This is a genomic window from Cryobacterium sp. MP_3.1 (assembly GCF_035984795.1).
GTDB classification, from domain to species: Bacteria; Actinomycetota; Actinomycetes; order Actinomycetales; family Microbacteriaceae; genus Cryobacterium; species Cryobacterium zongtaii.
Genome location: NZ_JAXCHV010000007.1, coordinates 73,809 through 95,367, shown reverse-complemented (window position 1 = coordinate 95,367; position 21,559 = coordinate 73,809). Strand labels below are relative to the sequence as shown.

General features: G+C 68.4%; 21 protein-coding genes. 14 read left to right on the top strand and 7 right to left on the bottom strand.

The window, feature by feature from the left end; genetic code table 11:
- Window positions 1-128: 128 nt before the first annotated feature.
- Complete coding sequence (locus RCH12_RS06655; RefSeq protein ID WP_327016398.1) at window positions 129-1,991, bottom strand: glycoside hydrolase family 15 protein; 1,863 nt, start codon at window positions 1,989-1,991, stop codon at window positions 129-131.
- Between the two features lie 287 nt (window positions 1,992-2,278).
- Here RCH12_RS06655 and RCH12_RS06650 point away from each other — a divergent pair, with 287 nt between their 5' ends.
- From RCH12_RS06650 to RCH12_RS06635, 4 genes are read left to right on the top strand one after another with little or no spacing between them, the layout of a single operon-like run.
- Window positions 2,279-3,364 (top strand): sensor histidine kinase, encoded by a 1,086-nt coding sequence (locus tag RCH12_RS06650; protein WP_327016397.1) that lies wholly within the window; start codon window positions 2,279-2,281, stop codon window positions 3,362-3,364.
- Window positions 3,361-3,699: a response regulator gene (locus RCH12_RS06645; RefSeq protein WP_327016396.1), complete on the top strand. Its 339-nt coding sequence runs from the start codon at window positions 3,361-3,363 to the stop codon at window positions 3,697-3,699. Before RCH12_RS06650 ends, RCH12_RS06645 begins: the two co-directional genes overlap by 4 nt.
- Window positions 3,700-3,739: 40 nt before the next feature.
- A complete protein-coding gene (locus RCH12_RS06640) occupies window positions 3,740-3,964 on the top strand; it encodes a response regulator transcription factor (protein WP_327016395.1) in 225 nt (74 codons plus the stop codon).
- Window positions 3,965-4,005: 41 nt separating this feature from the next.
- Entirely contained in the window at window positions 4,006-4,692 is a 687-nt protein-coding gene (locus RCH12_RS06635) for an NUDIX hydrolase (RefSeq protein ID WP_103432325.1), read from the top strand.
- 103 nt (window positions 4,693-4,795) lie between these two features.
- Here RCH12_RS06635 and RCH12_RS06630 read toward each other — a convergent pair whose 3' ends face one another.
- From RCH12_RS06630 to RCH12_RS06615, 4 genes are all read right to left on the bottom strand, one after another.
- Entirely contained in the window at window positions 4,796-5,818 is a 1,023-nt protein-coding gene (locus RCH12_RS06630) for a TerC family protein (protein ID WP_327016394.1), read from the bottom strand.
- A 75-nt stretch (window positions 5,819-5,893) separates the two neighbouring features.
- Window positions 5,894-6,883: a serine hydrolase domain-containing protein gene (locus RCH12_RS06625; RefSeq protein WP_327016393.1), complete on the bottom strand. Its 990-nt coding sequence runs from the start codon at window positions 6,881-6,883 to the stop codon at window positions 5,894-5,896.
- Window positions 6,884-6,999: 116 nt separating this feature from the next.
- Window positions 7,000-8,838, bottom strand: a complete 1,839-nt coding sequence (locus RCH12_RS06620; protein WP_088455861.1) for a DEAD/DEAH box helicase — start codon at window positions 8,836-8,838, stop codon at window positions 7,000-7,002.
- Window positions 8,839-8,901: 63 nt separating this feature from the next.
- Window positions 8,902-9,726, bottom strand: coding sequence for an alpha/beta fold hydrolase (locus tag RCH12_RS06615; RefSeq protein WP_327016392.1), 825 nt, complete (start codon window positions 9,724-9,726; stop codon window positions 8,902-8,904).
- Between the two features lie 189 nt (window positions 9,727-9,915).
- Between RCH12_RS06615 and RCH12_RS06610 the strand changes: the two genes are divergently transcribed.
- From RCH12_RS06610 to RCH12_RS06590, 5 genes are all read left to right on the top strand, one after another.
- Window positions 9,916-11,604, top strand: a complete 1,689-nt coding sequence (locus tag RCH12_RS06610; protein WP_327016391.1) for a long-chain-fatty-acid--CoA ligase — start codon at window positions 9,916-9,918, stop codon at window positions 11,602-11,604.
- A 144-nt stretch (window positions 11,605-11,748) separates the two neighbouring features.
- Window positions 11,749-12,195 (top strand): DUF6325 family protein, encoded by a 447-nt coding sequence (locus RCH12_RS06605; RefSeq protein ID WP_088455864.1) that lies wholly within the window; start codon window positions 11,749-11,751, stop codon window positions 12,193-12,195.
- 283 nt (window positions 12,196-12,478) lie between these two features.
- Window positions 12,479-13,120, top strand: coding sequence for a PadR family transcriptional regulator (locus tag RCH12_RS06600; RefSeq protein ID WP_442784563.1), 642 nt, complete (start codon window positions 12,479-12,481; stop codon window positions 13,118-13,120).
- A 19-nt stretch (window positions 13,121-13,139) separates the two neighbouring features.
- Window positions 13,140-13,718 (top strand): SRPBCC domain-containing protein, encoded by a 579-nt coding sequence (locus RCH12_RS06595; RefSeq protein ID WP_327016390.1) that lies wholly within the window; start codon window positions 13,140-13,142, stop codon window positions 13,716-13,718.
- On the top strand, window positions 13,715-15,388 hold the full coding sequence (locus RCH12_RS06590) for an alkaline phosphatase D family protein (protein WP_327016389.1): 1,674 nt from the start codon (window positions 13,715-13,717) through the stop codon (window positions 15,386-15,388). The genes RCH12_RS06595 and RCH12_RS06590 overlap by 4 nt, the downstream gene beginning before the upstream one ends.
- Here RCH12_RS06590 and RCH12_RS06585 read toward each other — a convergent pair.
- Window positions 15,385-16,557 carry a globin domain-containing protein gene (locus RCH12_RS06585; protein WP_327016388.1) on the bottom strand — a complete coding sequence of 391 codons (1,173 nt, stop codon included), beginning with the start codon at window positions 16,555-16,557 and terminating at the stop codon, window positions 15,385-15,387. The two genes, RCH12_RS06590 and RCH12_RS06585, sit on opposite strands and share 4 nt — an antisense overlap.
- A gap of 614 nt (window positions 16,558-17,171) precedes the next feature.
- Here RCH12_RS06585 and RCH12_RS06580 point away from each other — a divergent pair.
- The 4 genes from RCH12_RS06580 (at window position 17,172) to RCH12_RS06565 (ending at window position 20,145) form a co-directional block, all read left to right on the top strand.
- The gene (locus tag RCH12_RS06580; protein WP_327016387.1) at window positions 17,172-18,086 is read left to right on the top strand and encodes a hypothetical protein; all 915 of its coding nucleotides are present in this window, start codon (window positions 17,172-17,174) and stop codon (window positions 18,084-18,086) included.
- A gap of 147 nt (window positions 18,087-18,233) precedes the next feature.
- Window positions 18,234-18,695, top strand: a complete 462-nt coding sequence (locus tag RCH12_RS06575) for a methyltransferase family protein (protein ID WP_103432317.1) — start codon at window positions 18,234-18,236, stop codon at window positions 18,693-18,695.
- Between the two features lie 41 nt (window positions 18,696-18,736).
- On the top strand, window positions 18,737-19,735 hold the full coding sequence (locus RCH12_RS06570; protein WP_327016386.1) for an LLM class flavin-dependent oxidoreductase: 999 nt from the start codon (window positions 18,737-18,739) through the stop codon (window positions 19,733-19,735).
- A gap of 50 nt (window positions 19,736-19,785) precedes the next feature.
- Window positions 19,786-20,145 carry an MmcQ/YjbR family DNA-binding protein gene (locus RCH12_RS06565; RefSeq protein ID WP_327016385.1) on the top strand — a complete coding sequence of 120 codons (360 nt, stop codon included), beginning with the start codon at window positions 19,786-19,788 and terminating at the stop codon, window positions 20,143-20,145.
- An 8-nt stretch (window positions 20,146-20,153) separates the two neighbouring features.
- Here the strand turns inward: RCH12_RS06565 and RCH12_RS06560 are convergent, their stop codons facing one another.
- Window positions 20,154-20,816 carry a histidine phosphatase family protein gene (locus RCH12_RS06560; protein ID WP_103432314.1) on the bottom strand — a complete coding sequence of 221 codons (663 nt, stop codon included), beginning with the start codon at window positions 20,814-20,816 and terminating at the stop codon, window positions 20,154-20,156.
- Between the two features lie 121 nt (window positions 20,817-20,937).
- On the opposite strand from RCH12_RS06560, the gene RCH12_RS06555 reads away from it, so the two are divergent.
- A complete protein-coding gene (locus RCH12_RS06555; protein WP_327016384.1) occupies window positions 20,938-21,531 on the top strand; it encodes a hypothetical protein in 594 nt (197 codons plus the stop codon).
- The last annotated feature ends 28 nt before the right edge of the window (window positions 21,532-21,559 follow it).

The following is a 21,559-nucleotide window of genomic DNA, read 5'->3' as shown; positions in this document are numbered from 1 at the left end:
GGTGAAAGTAGCCCGGCGGAGGTGGCGGCGACATCACCCCTTAGTGATGAGGTCAGTCCACTCGTCGGCGTCGAACCGCCCCATCAGACCGGTCCGCGAGTGCGCCGAGCCCTCACGCTGAATTGCTCCTAGCCGAGACCGTTCGTCGCCTCGTCCGTCCGCCGCTCGGCCTCGATCAGCCGGGTGGCGGCATCGATCAGGGACAGGTGGGTGAACGCCTGCGGGAAGTTGCCCAGGTGCTGCCCGGTGGTGGCGTCGATTTCCTCGGCGTAGAGCAGCATCGGTCCGGCAAAGGAGAGCAGCTTCTCGAACAACGCTTCCGCGGCGTCGTGTTCGCCGATCATCACCAGCGCCGACACCAGCCAGAACGAGCAGATGCTGAAGGTGCCCTCCTCACCGCTGAGACCGTCGTCGGTGCTGGCGACCCGGTAGCGCAGCACCAGCCCGTTCTCGGTGAGTTCGTCGGCGATCGCGAGCACTGTCGCACGCACGCGTTCATCGTCGGGTGGCAGGAACCCCATGATCGGCAGCAACAGCAGCGACGCATCCAGATCGGTGCTGTCGTAGTGCTGGGTGAACACCCCGCGTTCGCTCACCCCGCGTTCGCAGATCTCGGCCTTCAGTCGTCTGGCGGCGAGGCGCCATTTCTCGACGCGACCGGCATCCCCGCGGCTCTCGGCGATGCGCGCCCCACGGTCGGCGGCGACCCAGCACATCACCTTCGACGCCACGAAGTGCTGCGGTGCGCCGCGCATCTCCCAGATGCCCTGGTCGGGTTCGGCGCTTCGCCTGATGGCGGTGTCGACCAGGTCGGCCAACCGTTCCCAGACCACGGGTGCGATCTGGCCGCCGCCGCGCAGATGTTCCTCGACCGAGTCGAGCAGCATGCCCCAGACGTCGTGCTGGTGCTGGTTGAAGGCACCGTTGCCGATGCGCACGGGCCGGGATCCGCGGTACCCGGACAGGTGATCGAGGGTCTGCTCGGTGAGGTCCAGTTCGCCGCCGATGCCGTACATGATCTGCAGGTCCCACGGCCCTTTCGGTTTGCCGGCCACGACGGCATCCATGATGAACGCGAAGTAGTCGTAGGCCTCGCCGTTGAAGCCGAGGCCGTGCAGCGCCCGCAGCATGAATGCGGTGTCCCGGATCCAGCTGTACCGGTAGTCCCAGTTGCGTTCACCGCCCGGCGTCTCGGGCAGCGACGTCGTGGCGGCGGCCATGATCGCCCCGGTCGGCGCGTAGCTGAGGCCTTTGAGGGCCAGGGCGCTGCGCTCGATGTACGGGCGGAACCTGTGATCGGGGAAGGTGGCCATGCTCATCCAGTTGCGCCAATACTTCTCGGTCTGCTCAAGCTGGCGGTTAGCCTCGGCGAGGTCGTGCGGAATCGCGTCGTCCCAGCTCAGGGCCACGAACGCGGATTCACCGGTCTCCAGGGTGGTGCGTCCGGTGCATCGTCCGCCGACCACCCCGAGGGGCACACTGCCGCTGAGGACGAGCGAGATGTCCCCGTTGACGACCTTCGCCCTGGTGTAGCCGGGACCGTCGAAACTCCAGACGCCCTGCTGCCTGGCGTAGTCGAACAGGGGGAAACAGTTCACCTGGAGCTCCACACGGCCGTCGAAACAGGTGGCGATGCGCAACAGGGTGCGCTGGGCAATGGAGTCTCCGGGGGAGCGACGGAAGCCCGCGCGGCGGTGGTCTGCCAGCGGCCCCATCACCAGCACGTCCTTGACCGTCATCCAGCCGGTGGGTGTGTGCCAGGTGGTCTCCAGCACCGTCGTGCCGGGAAGATAGCGTCGCTGTTCCGGCACCGCGGTGTTGGTGGGAGAGAAGTTGAACAGGCCGGCGGTGCGGTCGAGCAGAGCGCCGAAGACGCTCGGGCTGTCCGGCCGGGGCAGACACAACCACTCCACGGCACCGTTCGGGGCGATCAGGGTGCTCACTTCGCAGTCGGAGAGGAACGCGTATTCGGCGATCGGTGGGAATCTCATGAGCGGGTGACCTCCGGGTCTGGGCGACGGTGCCGGGGTGCGGGGCGCGGGGCGCCGGGGTGCGGGCGTGGCTCTGCACCACAGTTGTCCCCGATGGCGGCACTGTCAACGTCGATCCCGGGTATGTGTCCTTCGACACATTGTTCCTGGCCCGTCCGCACCGTACCGTCGACAGCGGGGGAACTACCGGGCAACGCGGGGGGCGTTGCGTGCGCAGGGGCCGACTGGCTCCTGCGCCGGTAGCGGCGCGTGGGAGGCTGGGGACCTACCGAACGAAATGGACGACTGTGCCCGCTGCATCGCAACCACCCGAACTGTCGGACGCCGGATTCAGCACCGTCCTGATGCGGGTGGTCGAGGAGCTGAAGGCTCGGCTTGCCAGCCAGGCCAGTCCCTTGGTCTCGGACCGCACGGTGGGCGACGAACTGATGGTGCAGGTCGAGGGCATTCTGGTGCGCGTTTTCAGCAGCCTCGCGGCCGCCGACGCGCCTGGCCGCCCGCCCGGCCGAGGGCCGGTGATCACCGCGACCGCGGGGGCCGACATCGGACGCCGCAGAGCGGACCAGCACATTCACCCGGCGGAGAGCCTCGCCGCCGCGAATGTGCTCTTCGACGTGTCGCTGACGGTCATCACCGAGGTGTTGCCCGGCCGCTGGGAACCCGCCGCCGTGGCGCTGAGCCTGCACCACGCCATCATGGAAAATGTCGTGCCCGCCGCCACCAGCTATGTCAACGTTCTCCTCGGGCGCCTGTCCGGAGCCCACACCGAAGAGAGGCTTCGCATTTCCAGGGACCTGCATGACAGGGTCGCCCATGGCATCGCCGTCGCCCACCAGCGCCTGCAACTCTCCGGCTTCGCGGACACCGAGCGTGACAACGACGGTTCGGCGGACATCCGTGCCGCGCTGGAGGCCTTGCAGCTGGCGTTGCACGAAACGCAGGCCATCGCGACCGAACTGCGTTACCAGGTGGGATCGAAACAGTTGCACGAGGCCCTCATCGACTTCGTGGACGACGCAGCCGACGAAGTGGCACCGGTCATCGTCTCCAACACCGGGAGCCCGCGACGACTGACCACGGGTGTGCAGGAGGAGGCCTTCATCGTGGTGCGGGAACTCGTGCACAATGCTCGACGCCATGCCCAGGCATCCTCCATCCGCATCGACCTGACCTGGACGCCCACGTCGGTGACCGTCTCGGTGCGGGACGACGGCATCGGATTCGTGCGCACGAACGTGCGCCCGGGAGCCCTCGGGCTCATCGGCGCGCGCGAACGAGCGGAGGCCATCGGCGCCGAACTCGTGATCGTCACCACGGTCGGCTCGGGCACCGTGGTGACCCTGGACCTGCCCATCGTCGAGGAAAGCGCGTGACCGTGCCACGGACCGTCGTCATCATCGACGACCACGGGTTGTTCCGCGAGGGCCTGCACAGCATCCTCGCCAGGGATGGGGCGCTCGACGTGGTGGGAGAGGGAGCGACGAGTGCGGATGCGACGGCGCTGGTCGCGACGCTGCGCCCCGATGTGCTGCTGCTGGACGTGGAGATCCCCGGTGCGCCCCTCCGAAACGACGGTGCGCTGGGTGACCCGGATGCACCCGGGCACGGCCATCGTGATTCTGACAATGCATGCCGACCGGATCCTCGAGGCACAGCTGACGGCGGCTGGGGCAGCCAGATACCTCCAGAAGACCGTTGCGTCGGCTGATCTCCTCTCGGTCATGAGGACGGTTCAGGCTGCGCGTCCGGTGGCTGACGCCACGACCGAGTCCTCAGCGCTGATCCTCACGTCGCGGGAGCTCGAGGTGCTGCGCATGGTGGCCCTGGCCTACTCGAACCGGGAGATCGGGTTGCAGCTCTCGCTGGCCGAGGGGACCGTGAAACGGCATGTGTCCAACATCTTCACGAAGCTCGATGCGACCTCCCGCATGGGTGCCGTGCGCCACGCGGTCACCCTCGGCCTGCTGGGTTAGGGCCGAAGCCCCGGTACGGACCGGGTGCGTATGGTGGAAGCATGCTCGTCACCTCGAACGACCCGCGCGCCGAACTCGCGGCGCTCTGCGAGCGTGGGCTGGACTGGGGGACCGGCCGAAGCCGCGACCTCCCCGATCTGCGCAGCGCTCGCCGGGCCGCGGTTCTCGTGCTGTTCGGTGTGCTGGATGCGGTGCCGTCGCAGGCGCCCGCCGGCACAGACCGGGTTCCGGGGGATCTCGACGTGCTGTTGCTGCGCCGCGCCTCCACCCTGGGCAGTCACCCGGGTCAGATCGCCTTCCCGGGCGGCCGGCTCGAAGCATCCGATGCGGGCCCGATCGCGGCGGCACTGCGGGAAGCCGTCGAGGAGACCGGGTTGGACGCCGCCGGCCTCGAACCCCTCGGCACGCTGCCCGCAATGCCGGTGCCGGTGAGCAACCATCTCGTCACCCCGGTGCCGGCCTGGTGGACCCGACCCTCCCAGGTGGCCGCGATGGACCATGCCGAAACCGTGGATGTCTTCAGGGTGCCCGTGGCGGATCTGCTCGACCCGGCCAACCGGGCGAACACCGAGCACACCGTGGGCGACGCCGTCTATCGGGCGCCGGCGTTCACCGTGGGTGACCGGCTCGTCTGGGGTTTCACCGCGATCGTGCTCTCGCGCATGTTCGACGAACTCGGCTGGGCCGAGCCGTGGGAGCACGATCGGATCGTCCATCCCGGCCGGTAAACGGCCGGTGGTGTCCGAGGCGATGCTGATCGTGGTGGCGCTGCTGGGCGGGTGCCGATCTACGGCGCCGACGGCGTGACACCCTCGACGTGATCATGCTCGACTAGTGCGAGTCCTCGGCCTTGGTGATCTGCTCGCCGTCGACCCGGCCGCGGTCGGCCTTGGCGGCGTCCCCTCGGGTCTTGGCCAGGCTCGCGACGGTCGCGACGGTGACCGTGGCGGCGATGAAGACCAGCGAGAACCAGATCGGGATCTCGGGCACCCACAGCACCGGTTCGCCGCCGTTGATGAACGGCACCTCGTTGACGTGCAGGGCGTGGAAGACGAGCTTGAGGCCGATGAAGGCGAGGATCACGGCCAGGCCCTGGGACAGGTAGACCAGGCGCTCGAGCAGTCCGCCGATGAGGAAGAACAGTTGGCGCAGGCCCATCAGCGCGAAGGCGTTGGCGGTGAAGACGATGTAGGCCTCCGAGGTGAGCCCGTAGATCGCGGGGATCGAGTCGATCGCGAAGACCAGGTCGATGAAGCCGATCGCGATGATGGTGAGCAGCATCGGGGTGACGTACCGTTTGCCGTTGATCTTGGTGGTGAGCTTGTCGCGGTCGTACTCCTCGGTGACCGGCAGAACCCGGCGGGCCAGCCGCACAAAGAGGTTGTCGGCCGGGTTGCTGTCGTGGCCGCGCACCTGCATGTATGCCAGCACGAACAGCAGCGCTCCGAAGAGGTAGAACACCCAGGAGAAGTTCTCGATCAGGGCCGCACCCACGGCGATGAACCCGCCACGCATGATCAGGGCGATGATGATGCCGAACATCAGCACCTTCTGCTGGTACGCCTTGGGCACCGAGAACGCGGCCATCACGATGAGGAACACGAAGAGGTTGTCGATCGACAGCGCCTTCTCGGTGAGATAGCCCGCGAAGTACTCGCCGCCGTACCGCCAGCCGGACACCACGCCGATGCCGACACCGAACAGCAGGGCAAGGCCGATGTAGAAGGCCGACCAGCGGGCGGACTCGCCCACCGTGGGCTCGTGTGGCTTCCGCACGTGCGCGAAGAACTCATAGGCGAAGAAGGCGATCGTCACGCCGATGGTGATGATCCAGGTCAGAGGAGTGATATTCAAGGAAGGCTCCATGACAGGGGGTTCGCTTGGTGCTCCCCGTGCACCTTCCAGACTAAAGCATTGCTCACTAACCCGCTAAGAGTGCGCGTCGGTGAGCTCCGTCAGCAGTGCGAAGCCGTGGCGGTCGACCGAGCGTGAGGTGGCGGTGAGCACAACCACCCCCGTGCCGGCGGCCCGGTCCAGGCCCAGCCAGGAACGGAAGCCGCCGGTGGCGCCGTCGTGCCAGGTGATCGATCGGCCCCTGACCGACAGGGTGATCCAGGCCGCGCCGATGTTCACCCCCCGGCGGGCGATCGGCGCCACCGGATCGAGAGCCGAGATCCCGGGCGCGGATCCGTCCAGCAACGCCTGGGTGAGCCGGGCCAGATCGGTGATCGACGAACGGATGCCGCCGGCCGGTGCCACCGCCTCTCCAGTCCAGGGCGGCCGCGGGCGGCCCGACCGGCTTGTACCGGGCAGCGCGCCGGGACGCAGCTCGGCCCGTGTCGCGGGTGCGTACATCGACGTGAGACCCAGCGGCTCGGTCAGTCGCTCCCGCAGCAGGGTTGCGTAGTCGAGGCCCGCGCCGCGGGCGACGGCATGGCCGAGCAGCTCGAAGCCGAAATTGGAGTAGCGCCGGCGCGTGGAGGAGAGTCGCACGGTGCGCGCCTGCGCCAACAGTTCGGTGAGATCCTCCCCGTAGGGGTTCTCCCCGGTGCGCAAGAACCGCAGGGCGCGGCGGAGCGGCTGCGCCGAGCGTGGCAGGCGGGGTAGTCCAGACTCGTGCCGGCTCACGGCAGCGAGCCGGAGAGGCCCGGCCGGGCCCTGCTGCAGTGGGAGCAGATCGCCCAGCGTGGACTCGGCCCCGATCTCGCCGAGCTCGCAGGCCTGACGGTAGAGCAGGCCGGTGAGGCCCTTCGAGATGGACCCGATTTCGAAGTCGGCGTCCAGCCCGGCGCCCACGCTCGCCAGCACCACTCCGCCGGGCGAAACCAGGGCGACGGCGGCCACCGGATGCCGGGGGCCCAAATGTTGCCGCAGCCGTGCGGCCAGCCCGGCGTCACCATCCGTCGCTGCCCTCGTCATGGGTTGATGATAGGGCGGCTATGGCGAAAGGCGGGGATTCTCGCGACACACCGTCAATCCGGCGAGCGGATGAGGGGTGTCGGGAGAATCCCCGCCCGTGGGTGAGCTGGTGCGACCTAGTAGCGGCGCGGCGGGCGCTCGGAGCGGTCGCCCTGCTGCGGACGGTCGTTGCGGCCGGCCGAGGCGCCGTTGTCGGCGTGGATCTCGATCAGCTTGCCGCTGATGCGGGTCGCCGAGAGGCGGCCCAGCACATCGCTGGTCAGGTCGGCGGGCAGGTCCACCAGGGAGTACTCGGGCAGGATCTGGATCGCGCCGAAGTCTTCCCGGCTCAGGCCACCCTCGTTGGCGAGGGCGCCGACGATCTGGCGTGGTTCCACCTTGTGACGCTTGCCGACCTCGATGCGGTACGAGGCCATGGCCCGGCTGCTGTCGCGTGAGCGGCGTTCGGGGCGTTCGCTGCGCAGCGGGCGGTCATCCCGGCTGCCGCGGTCATCGCGGCTGCCCCGGTCGTCCCGACGGTCGTTGCGTGCGGGCCGGTCGCGGTCGCGGTGCTCGGTGCGCTCCCGGTCGAAACGCGCCGCAGCGCGCACGTCGTCGGCGTTGAGCAGCAGCGGGGTCTCGCCCTGGGCGACCACGGCGAGCGCGGCGGCGACGTCGGCCTCGGGCACGTCGTGGTGCTCCACGTAGTGGCCCACGATGTCGCGGAACGCGGCGATACGAGCGGTCTCCTCCAGCGCAGCGGTGATCGCGTCGTCGAACCGGGCGAGCCGGGTGACGTTGACGTCTTCGACGCTGGGCAGCTGCATCTGGGTGAGCGGCTGGCGGGTGGCCCGCTCGATGGCGTTGAGCAGGTGACGCTCACGAGGGGTGACGAAGCTGATCGCGGCGCCGCTGCGGCCGGCGCGGCCGGTGCGGCCGATGCGGTGCACGTAGGACTCGGTGTCGATCGGGATGTCGTAGTTGATGACGTGGCTGATGCGCTCCACGTCGAGGCCGCGGGCGGCGACATCCGTGGCGACGAGGATGTCCAGCTTGCCGCTCTTGAGCTGCTCCACGGTGCGCTCACGCTGCACCTGGGGCACGTCGCCGTTGATGGCGGTGGCGGAGTAGCCGCGGGCACGCAGCTTCTCGGCGAGCGTCTCGGTCTCGTTCTTGGTGCGGGTGAAGACGATCATGCCCTCGAAGTTCTCCACCTCGAGGATGCGGGTGAGCGCGTCCACCTTCTGCGGGTAGGAGACCAGCAGGTAACGCTGGGTGGTGTTGACCGAGGTCGTGGTCTTGTTCTTGACCGTGATCTCTTCGGGGTCGTTGAGGTACTGCTTGGAGATGCGACGGATCTGCGCGGGCATGGTGGCGGAGAACAGGGCCACCTGCTTGTCGTCCGGGGTGTCGGCGAGGATCGTCTCGACGTCTTCGGCGAAGCCCATCTTGAGCATCTCATCGGCCTCGTCGAGCACCAGGTACTTGAGCTGGGTGAGGTCGAGGGTGCCCTTTTCGAGGTGGTCCATGATGCGGCCGGGAGTACCGACGACAACATGAACGCCGCGACGCAGCGCCGACAGCTGGATGCCGTAACCCTGTCCGCCGTAGACGGGCAGCACGTGCACGCCCTTCATGTGGGCGGCGTACTTCTCGAAGGCCTCACAGACCTGCAGGGCGAGTTCGCGGGTGGGGGCGAGCACCAGGGCCTGCGGGCTCTTCTGGGACATGTCGAGGCGGGAGAGGATCGGCAACGCGAAGGCGGCCGTCTTGCCGGTGCCGGTCTGGGCGAGTCCGACGACGTCGCGGCCGTCGAGGAGCGGGGGAATGGTGGCAGCCTGGATGGCCGACGGAGTCTCGTAGCCCACGTCTTTGAGGGCTTTGAGTACGGAGTCACTGAGCCCAAGCTCGGAGAACGTGATGGTCGGGCGGGCAGTGGCTGCCTCGGTCGGTGCAGTTGAATCAGGAGGCGTCATAGTACTACGGTAGCCGGTCGAAGTGCTCACCCCGTTCGGGAGCGAGAAATCCGTGCCGTCTGATCACGTCGCCGATGGCATTTCGGGCTCATTGTCGGTCCGCCTGGCCTGGGAGTCCAGACTCCCGTGCAGTGCGGCGGCGAGAACGGCAATGTCCACGTCGTGGGATTGGCCGGGGAGTTCCACGTGCCTACCGTTCGGCAGGGCGGTGGCCAGGGCCCTGGCCGACTCGCGGATGAACTCCGGTGCGAATTCGCCGCTGAGCACCACCGCGGGGACCTGGACGGCTTCGATCCGGTCGTAGGGGAGCAGGCCGTCGCCGAGAACGGCATCGTCGTAGGCGAGAGTCGGGGCGATCGCCTCGAACCCGGCCCACATCGGCGTCTGCCGCATCCCCTCGATCTGCTCGGCGGGCATGCCCACCCGGGCCAGGAAGAGGGCCATGGCGTCTCCGCGGCGCCCCGCGGCCAGCGCAGTGGAGAGCTTCCGGGAGTAGGTGGTGGCGACGGGATCCAGGTCGATGCTCACCGGCACCTCGTAGACGGCCAGCTCGCTGACCGCCGCACCGAGTTGGGCGGCCGCCGCGAGGGCCAGGGCGCCGCCGCTGGACATGCCGAAGAGGGCCGCGTGACCGCCGGCCGACCGGGTCAAGGCGGCGATGTCATCGATCTCCCGGGCGACCGAGAACGGCACGGTGTCGCCGCTGGCGCCGCGGCCGCGTCGGTCGTAGACGTACACGGTGAAGCTGTCGGCCATCAGGGCGGCCAGAGGGCGCATCGGCCCGGCGTCGCGGTAACAGGTGGCGCCGTCCACCAGGATCAGGGCGGGCCCGGAACCGAGACTGTCGAAGGCGATCGTGGTGCCATCGCGCGATCTGACCGTGGGCATGGTGTCTCCTTCGATGTCTCGACGGGTCGGCTGTCACTGACCGCGCCGCTGCTCGCTCACACCGTGCCACCGGGTGAGGGCGGCGGTCAACCGCTGGCGCCGGAATATCTGTCGGGTCTGCACGGACGTGCTCAGCCTTGGGCCGTGTTGTGCCCACACCTCTGGAGCGGATCGCGGGAGGATGTCTGCATGGCCACTACTGAGCAACAGCCCTGGGTTAAGCACTATCAGCCGGGCGTGCCCGCCGAGATCGAATACCCCACCACCTCGCTCGTGGAGATGCTCGAGCACGCGGTCGCGGAGGCCGGCGACCATCCGGCACTCGAATTCTTCGGACGCCGCACCAGCTACGCGGAACTCGGCGCCCAGATCGACAAGGCTGCCGAGGGGCTGCGCCTGCTCGGGGTGCGGGCCGGCGACAGGGTCGCTCTGATCCTGCCGAACTGCCCGCAGCACGTCGTGGCGTTCTACGCCGTCCTGCGCCTGGGCGGCGTGGTCGTGGAACACAACCCGCTCTACACGTCTCCGGAGTTGCGGCACCAATTCGAAGACCACCAGGCCCGCATCGTGATCGCTTGGGACAAGGTCGCCCCGACAGTGCGCGCGTTCCCGGCCGACATCGAGATCGACCACATCGTCTCGGTCAACCTGCTGCAGGCCTTCCCCACCGTGAAACGGCTGGCGCTCTACCTTCCCGTGAAGAGTCTGCGCGAGTCCCGGGCGGCTCTCACCGGCTCGGCGGCCGGTACGACCCCGTGGAAGGACCTGTTCAGCCACGGACGCATCGACCCGACCCACCCCCGTCCGGCGCTGCACGACCTGGCGGCCATCCAGTACACCTCCGGCACCACCGGTCGCCCCAAGGGTGCGATGCTGACCCACTACAACCTGCACTGCAACGCGCTGCAGGGCGAGGCCTGGATGCACGGCGCCGAGTACCGCAAAGAGGTCTTCTACGCGATCCTGCCGATGTTCCACTCGTTCGGCCTCACGTTGTACCTGACCTACGGCATCCACAAGCAGGCCCTGATCGTGTTGTTCCCCAAGTTCGATCCGAAGACCGTGCTCGACACCATGAAGAAGACCCCGGCAACTGTGTACTGCGCGGTGCCGCCGATCTACGAGCGCACCGCGCTCGCCGCGAAGGAACGCGGCATCTCGCTGCGCTCCTGTCGCTTCTGCATCTCGGGAGCGATGAACCTGCCCGACCATGTCGTGGAGCTGTGGGAATCGGTGTCGGGCGGACTGCTGGTGGAGGGCTTCGGCATGACCGAGGCATCGCCGGTGGCGATGGGCAACCCGTTCTACCCGACCCGCCGCCCCGGTACCGTCGGCATCCCGTTCTCCTCGACCCTGATGAAGGTCACCGACCCCGATGACCCGACCGTCGAGGTGGAGCAGGGCCAGCCCGGAGAGTTGCTGCTCAAGGGCCCGCAGGTGTTCAAGGGCTACTGGAACAACCCTGAGGAGACCGCCAAGACCCTGACGCCGGACGGCTGGCTGCGGACAGGGGACATCGTGACCGTGGACGAAGACGGGTTCTCCACCATCGTCGACCGGGCCAAGGACCTGATCATCACCGGCGGCTTCAACGTGGCGCCCACCGAGGTGGAGACGGTGCTGCGCTTGCACGCGTCGGTGACGGATGCCGCCGTGTTCGGCAAGCCGCTGGAACGTGGCGGCGAAATGGTCGTCGCCGCGGTCGAGCTCGAACCCGGCGCGACGCTGGACGAGAAGGCCCTGCAGGATCACTGCCGGGAGCACCTGGCCGCATACAAGATTCCCCGCCGGATCGTGCAGATCACCGACACCCCGCGCACAATGCTCGGCAAGGTGCTGCGCCGCAAGGTGCGCGAGCAGGTGCTGCCGACCCTCTGACCCACCTTCACCCATCGCGGGTGACGCGAGCGCTGCCGGAGGGCTGGACACTGACACCTCCGGCAGCCGGAGACGACGGCGCACACCGGTTCCTTGCCCGGCTGTGCTCATCGTTCGCATCATCCAAGCGAAATGGAGTGGGTTATGACTGACACCATCGATGAACTCGGGCCGGTGGACTGGATCGTCGTGGAGTTTCCGGGCAGCACCTTCAACGGGTCGATCGCGCCGGAGATCACGTCGCTCGTGGACCGGGGCCTGGTGAAGATCCTGGACCTGCTGATCCTGACGAAGGACGCGGACGGCGCTCTGGAAATCGCCGAACTCTCGGATCTCGAGGATGGCCAACTCGGTGAACTCCGCGCCTTCGAAACCGAACTGGCCACCCTCCTCAGCGAGGAGGATGTGATCTCCGCGGCCGAGGCCATCGAGCCAGGCAGCACCGCGGCGCTCCTGGTTTGGGAGAACCTCTGGGCCGCCCCGTTCGGCGCGTCGGTGCGTCACGCCGGCGGTCAGCTGGTGGCCAGCGGGCGCATTCCGGTGCAGGCTCTGCTCGCCGCCATTGAAGCCGATGACACGGAAGGAGCCTGACATGCCACTCGCACGCAGACGGGTCGGTCGCCCAGGGGTGATCGGTGCACCCGTGGCCCGCACCGCGGCCACAGTGGGAACGGCGGCCGTCGTCGCCCACGGAGTACGCCGCCGCGGCGACCGAAGGGATGACCGGCGCGACGACAGGCGCGACCGCCGTTGATCCGCTGAGTTCCTTGACTCCGCGACACTCAGCGATATATCGTTGAGTGTCGTGGAAGTTCCGCGACACGTGCTCGCGACACCCGCGACGCACGACCTCGCGAAAAGGACGAAAACGATCATGAAGCGCTTTCACCACACCCACCAGCCAGAGTCCGGCAACCCCGAGTTCGGTGCCCCTGATTGCGGCCCGGGGATGAGCCGCGCCCACCACGACTCGCCCCAGGGCCACGGTCGTGGTTTCGGCCGGGGATTCGGGCCCGGCGGGCCCGGCTTCGGCGGTTTCGGCCCGGGATTCGGCCCCGGCGGTCCCCGTGGCTCACGTCGCGCCAACAAGGGCGACGTCCGCTCCGCGATCCTCTCCCTGCTGGCCGACGGTCCCTCCAACGGCTATGGGCTCATCCGGGCCATCGAGGAGAAGACCGGCGGCGCCTGGCGCCCCAGCCCCGGCTCGATCTACCCGACCCTGCAGCAGATCGTCGACGAGGAGCTCATCTCACCGACCGGCACCGAACGCCGCACGGACTATGAGCTCACTGAAGCCGGCCGGGCCTACCTGGCCGAACACGCCGACGACCTCAAGAAGGCCTGGGAGGCCACCCCCGGGCAGTCGGATTCCGACGCCGCCTTCCACGAGAGCGTCGGCAAGCTCTTCGGTGTTGTGCACCAGTTCCGCTCCTCGGCGACCGACACCCAGCGTGCCGCCGCCACCGAGAAGCTCGACGAGGTGCGCCGCGCGCTGTACCTGATCCTCGCCGACTGAATGAGGGAGGCCTGACGACATGACAACCGACGACGTGGACAGGGCGCAGGCGGGCCCGGACGATCCGCGTTTGGTGCGCGGGGACAGCGGCCCGGATCTCGTCTTGAGCCGCAGCTTCGCGGTCGACATCGATGACGTCTGGACGACCCTGACCGACCCCGCCCGAACGACGGAGTGGTACGGCCCCTGGGAGGGGAAGGGTGCCGCAGGCCACTCCATCCGCGTGCAGATGCGCTTCGAAGACGGCGAACCGTGGTTACCGATGCGCGTCGATGTGTGCGAGCGGCCCGCCCGCCTGGCCCTGTCGATGCCCGAGGACCAGGGCGGCTGGCGGCTGGAACTGCTGCTCGCCGAGACGGCCGGCTCGACCCGCCTGAGCCTGATCCACCATCTCAGTGGGGTGGACAGCTTGGGGGAGATCGGCCCGGGCTGGGAGTACTACCTGGACCTCTTCGCTGCGGCTGTGCAGAGTACGGCTGAGCGGGCGGCTGCAGGGCCCCGCACCGCGCCCGCGTTCGCGGACTACTACCCGGCGCGATCAGCCTTCTTCACCGCTCTGGCCGAGAGCTACACTCGGCGATTTACGCCTCTGCCATGACGGCCTCGGCGCTGATCCTCGGTCCGATGCTGCGCTACGTCGATACCGACTCCGCCAGTGTGTGGGTCGAGACCGCGCGGGCCGGGCAGGTCACGGTGCGGGCCGATGCCAGGATGTGGTCGGCGCGAACCTTCGCCGTGCACGGGCATCACTACGCTCTGGTGCAGGTTGACGACCTGGCGCCGGGCACAACCTCTCCGTATGCGGTCGACATCGACGGCGTGCAGGTCTGGCCGCCGCTGCCATCACGTTTTCCAGCATCCGTCATCAGCACGCTCACGCCAGGCGCGCCCCTGAAGCTGGCATTCGGATCCTGCCGCACCAGCGTGCCGCACGACGAGAAAGGCAACCGCAGCCACGGTGTGGATGCCCTTCGCAGCTACGCGCTGCAGATGGCCGCGCTGCCCGGCCAATTCTCCTGGCCCGACCTCGTGCTCTTCCTGGGCGACCAGGTCTACGCCGACACCACGAGCGGGCAGATGCAGGAGTTCATCCGCGCCCGGCGAGACCTCACCGAGCCGCCTGGCGAAGAGCTGGCCGACTTCGAGGAGTACGCGCACCTCTACGGCCTGGCCTGGTCCGACCCGGCGAACCGGTGGCTGCTGTCGACGGTGCCCACCGCGATGATCTTCGACGATCACGATATCCGCGACGACTGGAACGCGTCGCTCAGTTGGCAGCGCGAGATGGAACAGACCTCCTGGTGGCACGGGAGGCTGGTTTCCGGGCTGGCCTCGTATTGGGTGTACCAGCACCTGGGCAACCTGTCGCCCGCCGACCGGGCGGTCGACGAAATCTGGCGGTTCGTCGCCGGCCACGACGGCGACGCCGAGCTCGACCTCAGCCAGAGGCTCGACGCTTTCGTCGAGCGCGCCGCCGCCGAGCCGGCCAGCTATCGCTGGAGCTACTGCCGGGACTACGGTGACAGCCGGCTGATCGTGATCGATTCCCGCATCGCGCGTCGGCTCGACCCCGAAGACCGGGCCCTGATCGACGACGACGAATCCGGCTGGCTAGACGAGCGGATGCGCGGCGGGTTCCGCCATCTGCTGGTGGGCACCTCGTTGCCTTTCCTGCTGCCGACGGGGCTGCACCATCTGGAGGCCTGGAACGAGGCGACCACCGAGGGCGCCTGGGGCGCTCCGATGGCCGCCGTCAGCGAGAAGCTCCGCCAGGCCCTCGACCTCGAACACTGGGCCGCCTTCCAGTCGAGCTTTCGCCGGGTGGCGCAGATGGCCACCGACCTGGCCGACGGCAAACGTGGCCCGGCCCCCGACACCATCACGTTCCTCTCCGGCGACGTGCACTACTCCTATGTCGCCGAGGTGGAGCGCAGTTCGGGCAGCCGCATCATCCAGGCCGTCTGTTCGCCGATCCGCAACCCGTTGGCCCTGCCACTCCGGTCGTTCTCGGCCGTGCTGTCCTACGCCATCGCGAACCGGCCCAGCGAGATGCTTGCCCGGTCGGCCGGGGTGCCCGTGTCGCCGCTTCGGTGGCGGGGGATCCGGGGACCGTGGTTCGAGAACTGCCTTGCCAGCGTCTCGGCGACGCCGGCGGGGCTGCGGTTCCGCTGGATCACGGGCGTCGTTCGGGGAGACGGCCGGGCGCGGCCCCGGGTGAAGGAGCTTGCTGCCCTCACCGTGGCGCCGCGCCGGAACAACGGTGGCTAGGCGCTCGCGAGCCAGAGGTCGGGGCCGAAGACCTCGTAGTGGATGCGGGCGGCCGGGACCCCGGACGCCAGTGCCTGGGCGCGCATCGCCCGCATGAACGGCAGCGGGCCGCACAGGTAGACCGAGGCGTCGTCGGGGATGGTCACCGAATCCAGCGACATGAAGCCGTCATGAGCGGTGTCCAGGGCGCTCGGGGCTTCGAGCCAGAGCTCGAGCTCGGCCGTTTCCAGGATGGCGACGTCGGCGCGCATCTGTTCGCGCAGAGCCCAGCGTTCGATGGTGCTCTCGGCGTGCAGCACCAGCACCTTCCGGTCCGACCCGGTCTCCACCAGCGAGCGCAGGATCGACGCCAGCGGGGTGCAGCCGATGCCGGCCGACGCCAGCACCAGGGGGCCGTTGCCCGTGCTCAGGGTGATGTCGCCGCAGGGGTTGGAGAGGGTCAGCTGGTCGCCGACCTGCACGTCACGGTGCAGGACGGGGGAGACCTCCCCGTCGTTGTCCAGCTTCACCGTGAACACCCGGGTCGTGGTGCCGGTGCCGGCCGAGAGCGAGTACTGGCGCACCTGGCGGATCCCATCGGGCATCCGCACCGTGACGCCCACGTACTGGCCGGGCCGGGAGGCGGACGCCGGGGTGTCGTCGGACGGCACGAGCGTGAACGTCACGGCGTCGCTGCCGGCGGGCTCCCGGTGTGTGACCGTCCACGGTGCCAGCGGCTTGTCACTGGCCGCGGCGGCGTACAGGCCCCTCTCCTGCTTGATCAGGGCGTGCGCCATCAGCCAGTAGACCTCGGTCCAGGCATCCGCGATCTCGGCCGTGATGACGTCGCTGAGCTCGGCGGCGATGGACTCGAAGAGGTAGGTGTAGACCACGTCATACTGCTCGGGCAGGATACCGAGGGAGACGTGCTTGTGCGCGATGCGGGAGAGCATGATCTCCGGCGCACTGGTGGGGTCCTTCACGAGATGCGCGGCGAACGCGGCGATGCTGCCCGCGAGGGCCTGCTGCTGCACACCGCTCTTCTGGTTCGAGCGGCTGAACAAGCCGTCGAAGAGTTCGGGATGCGCGGTGAACATGCGGGCATAGAACCCGGTGGCGATGGCGGGCAGCCGTTCGCCGACTAGGGGGAGCGTTGCTTCGATGAGGGGGTGGGATTGGGGGGACAGCATGCAGGCTCCTGGTGGGTGGGGACGCAGTACGGGTGGACGGGGAGTCTCACGGTAACAATCGCTACCCCCGTTCGGGGGAGTCCAAAGCCTCTAGTGACACCGACGACCGATACCGGACGCGGGTCGCCGGCGGCTCCGGGGCCAGACCGGACGCATGTCCACCGTCGTGCACGAGTGGTGCGTCTGTTCCTCCTGCGGCCTGTTTTCTCCCACGATTCATGACTTTTATCCACCTCGCGGCTGAGATTTCAAGGGGGTTGCGGAAATTCTTTAACGGGTTTTTGGGTCACGGTGGGCCCCTCCTGTGACCGGATTGACCGGCTTTCTGGGGCCCGAATCGACTCCTCATCAGGCATCGAGAAGTGATCCAGTGCACCGCCCTTGACGCAACAGGGGTACCCGCATTGGGGGGAACTTCCCGGCAAAAGGTGAGGATCCATGCAGAAACATATTGCAGGGTGGTCACTTCGCCCGGGCGGGCCCCCGCCTGTGGAACGTCGAATAAGAACCGCTTTGCGCCCTCGTATATGCGATTCGCTCAGTGAGAGACATACATAACTGTGACTTCCAGCACTCCAGCAACACCCGAGACACCCGCTACATCCGCAACAGCCGTGATCCCCGCAACCCCCCTTGAGACCCGCGCGTCGAAGACCCATCGCACGCGCGTCACCCGTCGCTCCGCCGCCGCGCTCGCGGTGCTCTCCATCGGAGCGATGGTCGGTACGGGATTTGTGCTGGAGCCGGCGATGGCCGCCCAGAACGATCGCGCAGTCAAAACGGCGGCCGTCTCGGCCGCGCACGTGGAGCAGCTCCAGGCCTACAGCGAGATCAAGCAGGCCCGGGCCGAGAAGGCCGCCACCGACACCATCACCGGCGCGAGCACCGTGATCACCGCGGCCGAGAACAAGGCCGATGCCACGCAGGTGGCGACTCCGGTGGCGATGCTCACCAACTTCAAGTACCTCGCACCAGAGCGCATCTACGAGCTCGTCGAGCAAACCAACGCAGAGCTGCCGCCCCTGCAGGCCGCAACAGCCGAGTTCGACCGGATCGCCGCCGAGCAGGCTGCCGCTGAGGCTGCCGCTGCCGCAGAGGCTGCTGCCGCCGCTGCCGCCCAGGAGGCCGCCGACGCCGAGGCTGCCGCCGCCGCCCAGGCTGCCCAGGCCGCCAAGGCCGCCCCGAAGGCCAACACCGCTCCCGTTCCGTCGGCGCCGACCAACCCGAGCGGCGCTCAGGCCGTCGCCCGCGACATGATGAGCGCCAAGTACGGCTGGGGCGCCGACCAGTTCGGCTGCCTCGTCAGCCTGTGGGATAAGGAGTCCGGCTGGAACGTGAACGCCTACAACGCCTCGAGCGGTGCCACCGGCATTCCGCAGGCGCTGCCCGGCAGCAAGATGGCCTCGGCCGGATCGGACTGGGCGACAAACGCCTCCACCCAGATCTCCTGGGGCCTGGGCTACATCTCAGGTACCTACGGCACGCCGTGCGCGGCCTGGGCCAAGTCCGAGTCCGTGGGCTGGTACTAACCGACCACGCACCATCATCATCTGAACGGCCCGCGGGCCAGGTCGGGGGGCACTGCTCCCTGAACCTGATCCGCGGGCCGTTTCTCGTGCGGGCGGGATGCGTCGGGTGCCCTGCCCAGCACGGGTCGGCGGGCGTACTCTCGGTGCATGAAACGTGCGCTCGCCTCCGGCCTCGTCTTTGTGCAGATCCTGCTGCTGGTAGGCCTTCTCGTCCTCCCGCATGGCACAGTGTGGCCGGTGAACGGGTTTGTCGTCGCCACGGCGATCGCGCTTATCGCGGTGGGGGTGGCTCTCGCGGTGCAGGGATCCACAACGCTCGGCCCCGCCATGACGGCCAGCCCGATACCGCGCGACGACGCCCCGCTGGCCACCAACGGGGTCTACGCGGTGGTGCGCAATCCCATCTACACAGGGCTGATGTCGGGAGGGTTGGGACTCGTCGTGATCGGCTCTTCCCTCATGCACGTCGTGGTGTGGGTGGCGCTGATCGGGCTCCTGGCCGGAAAGACCCGATGGGAGGAGCAAATGCTCTTCGAAGAGCATCCTGCTTACTCGGACTACGCGGCCAGGGTCGGCCGGTTCCTGCCGGGTGTCGGTCGGATTCGGTGAATGCGGGTATCGATTCGGCCCCGAAAACCGTTACCCCCAACATGACGACACCGCTCTCCATACTTGACCTCGCCCCTATCGCCCCCGGGCAGACCGTCAGGGAAAGCTTCGCCGCCAGTGTCGCGCTCGCCCAGACCGCCGAAAAGCACGGGTACCAGCGGGTCTGGTACGCCGAGCACCACAACATGCCGACGATCGCGTCGTCGGCCACCAGCGTGCTCATCGGTCACGTCGCCTCCCAGACCTCCACCATCCGGCTCGGATCCGGCGGCGTGATGCTGCCCAACCACTCGCCGCTCACCATCGCGGAGCAGTTCGGCACCCTCGCGGAGCTGTACCCCGGCCGCATCGACCTGGGCCTGGGCCGGGCTCCCGGCAGCGACCAGACCACCGCCAGGGCGATGCGCCGCGACCCGCGCGCCTCCGACCAGTTTCCGCAGGACGTGATGGAGCTGGCCGCGTACCTGCGCGATGAATCGATCATCCCCGGGGTGCGGGCGGTGCCGGGAGCCGGTACCAACGTTCCGCTCTACATCCTGGGGTCCTCCCTGTTCGGTGCCGGCCTCGCGGCCGCGCTGGGCCTGCCGTACGCGTTCGCATCGCACTTCGCACCCGACTCGCTGTTTGAGGCCGTCGCCACCTACCGGCGCGACTTCCGGCCGTCGGCGCAGCTCGCCGAGCCCTACCTGATGGTGGCCGCCAACGTGATCGCGGCAGACGACGGGGCGGATGCCACGCAGCAGTTCGAGATCATGCGTCGCTCCAGGGTGCGCAGCATGATCGCCCGCGGACCGGCATCGCCGGAGTACTCCGACGACCAGATCGATGCCTTCCTCACCACCACGGAGGGACGCCGCCTGGCCGACATGATGCGATACACGGCCGTGGGTACCCCCGCGGACGTGCGCACCTTCCTCGAGGAGCTGACCACCGCCACCCAGGCCGACGAACTGATCCTCGCCCACGCGTCGCAGCAGATCGGTGACCGGCTGCGGTCCGTGGAGCTGACCGCCGGCGCAATGGTCGGCGTTCCGGCCTGAGACCTCGCCGAGTGCTGACTGGTCCGGGAGAAGTCGCTAGTGTCACAGACATGACCCCGGACGCCCTCGTCGAGTTCTGCCTCAGCCTGCCCCAGGCCACCGAGACGTTTCCGTTCGGCGACGAGATCAGCGTCTTCAAGACCAGCGGCAACGGCAAGATCTTCGCGCTCAGCGCGCTGGCCGGTGACCCGTTCAGCGTGTCACTGAAGTGCGACCCCGAAGAAGGGCGCGCGCTGCGGGAGGAATTTCCCGGGCACATCCACCCCGGCTACCACCTCAATAAGAAGCACTGGATCACCATCGTGCTCGACGGGTTCGTGGAGGACGAGCTCGTGGAGCAGCTTCTGCGCGACAGTCATGCCCTCGTGCGGCCCAAGGTTCCCCAGGTTCCCCGGGATAGCGCGAAGTAGGGCGCCCGCTAAGAGGCGTCGAGCGCTTCGCCGGTCGGATCCACGGCGGAGGTGTCGACCAGCGGCATCCCGCCCAGCGGCACCCCCGCCCAGGACAGCAGCGTCCAGCCCTCGTCGGGTGAGCCGATCAGCTCGACCACGCCGGTGTTGTCCAGGTCGTGCAGCCCGGCGAACATCGGCGGCACGTTGGTGGCCCGAGCCGCCGCCCAGACCCGGATCGCGGCGCCGTGGCTGAACACCGCCGCCGTCGCTCCGCTGGCGGCCGCCACGGCGATGTCGGCGTCGAACCGGGCGAAGAAGGCGTGGCCATCCGGCCCGCCGGGCATGCCCACATCGAGGTTGCCGGCTCCCCAGGCGAACACTGTCTCCATGTAGGTGCGGATGGAGGCGTGATCGCTGCGTCGCTCGAGCGTGCCGGCCTCGATCTCGTGCAGGCCGTCGGCCACCTGGATGTCCAGGCCGCGGTCGAGCGCGAGCGGACGGGCGGTGAGCTGGGTGCGATGCAGCGTCGACGCAAATATGGTGTCGATGGAATCGAACCTGAGGGCCTCGGGGATGACGGCCGCCTGTCGTTCGCCGAGCTCGGTCAGGCCCGGGCCCGGGTGAGCGGTGTCGAGTTGCCCGAGCACATTGGCGGGCGTCTGGCCGTGACGGATCAGGAGGAGTCGCATGGTCGTTCCAGCATAGGCACGAGGCGCACGGAGCAATAGCCGGTTGGCCTTGCCGATTGCCCGGAAGCCTCTTAGAGTCGGCGGCGAACACCTGACCGGGGCAACCGGGGTGGAGGCGAGCGTGGACGACAAGAGCGCCGAACCGGCGGCCGCGTCCCTCATCGTGATCGGTGCGATCTGCGGGCTCGCCTGGGCGGCAGGCTTGCGCGCCTATATGGCCGAGCTCGTCGGGTTCGCATCCAGATTCGACTGGGTCGGCACCTTCGCCGTCATTCTGCTGCCCGGCGCCCTGACCGGTGGGCTGCTCGGTTGGGCCGAATCGCTGCGGAGGGTCGGGGGCGCCCCGCACTGGCGGTGGCTGGCCCTGTCGCCGCTGGTTCTCGCGGTGGTGCCGTTATTCCGGCCCGGCGCGTTCATGGAGCTCGTCACCACCGGTATCGGTGGAGCCGCGGTGGGCGTGGCCCTGATCGGCATCGGCGGCGGTTATGCGATCTCCGGCCGCGGGCGGCTGTGGGGGCGAATCGCGGCCGGAGTGCTCGTCGGGGCGTCGCTGGCGGCGACAGTCTTCACGCCTGCCGCGATCGGTGGGGCGATGCTCACCCTCACCGAACCTCGTGGCGCGTGGGTCGCCGTTTTGGGCGTGTCGTTCCTGCTCGTGCTGGTCCTCGCATCGTCGATCCCGTTCCGCCGGGTGCTCCGGCAGAGTGCCGGGTAGGAGCGTTCGCTCGCCGTTCACCGGAAGT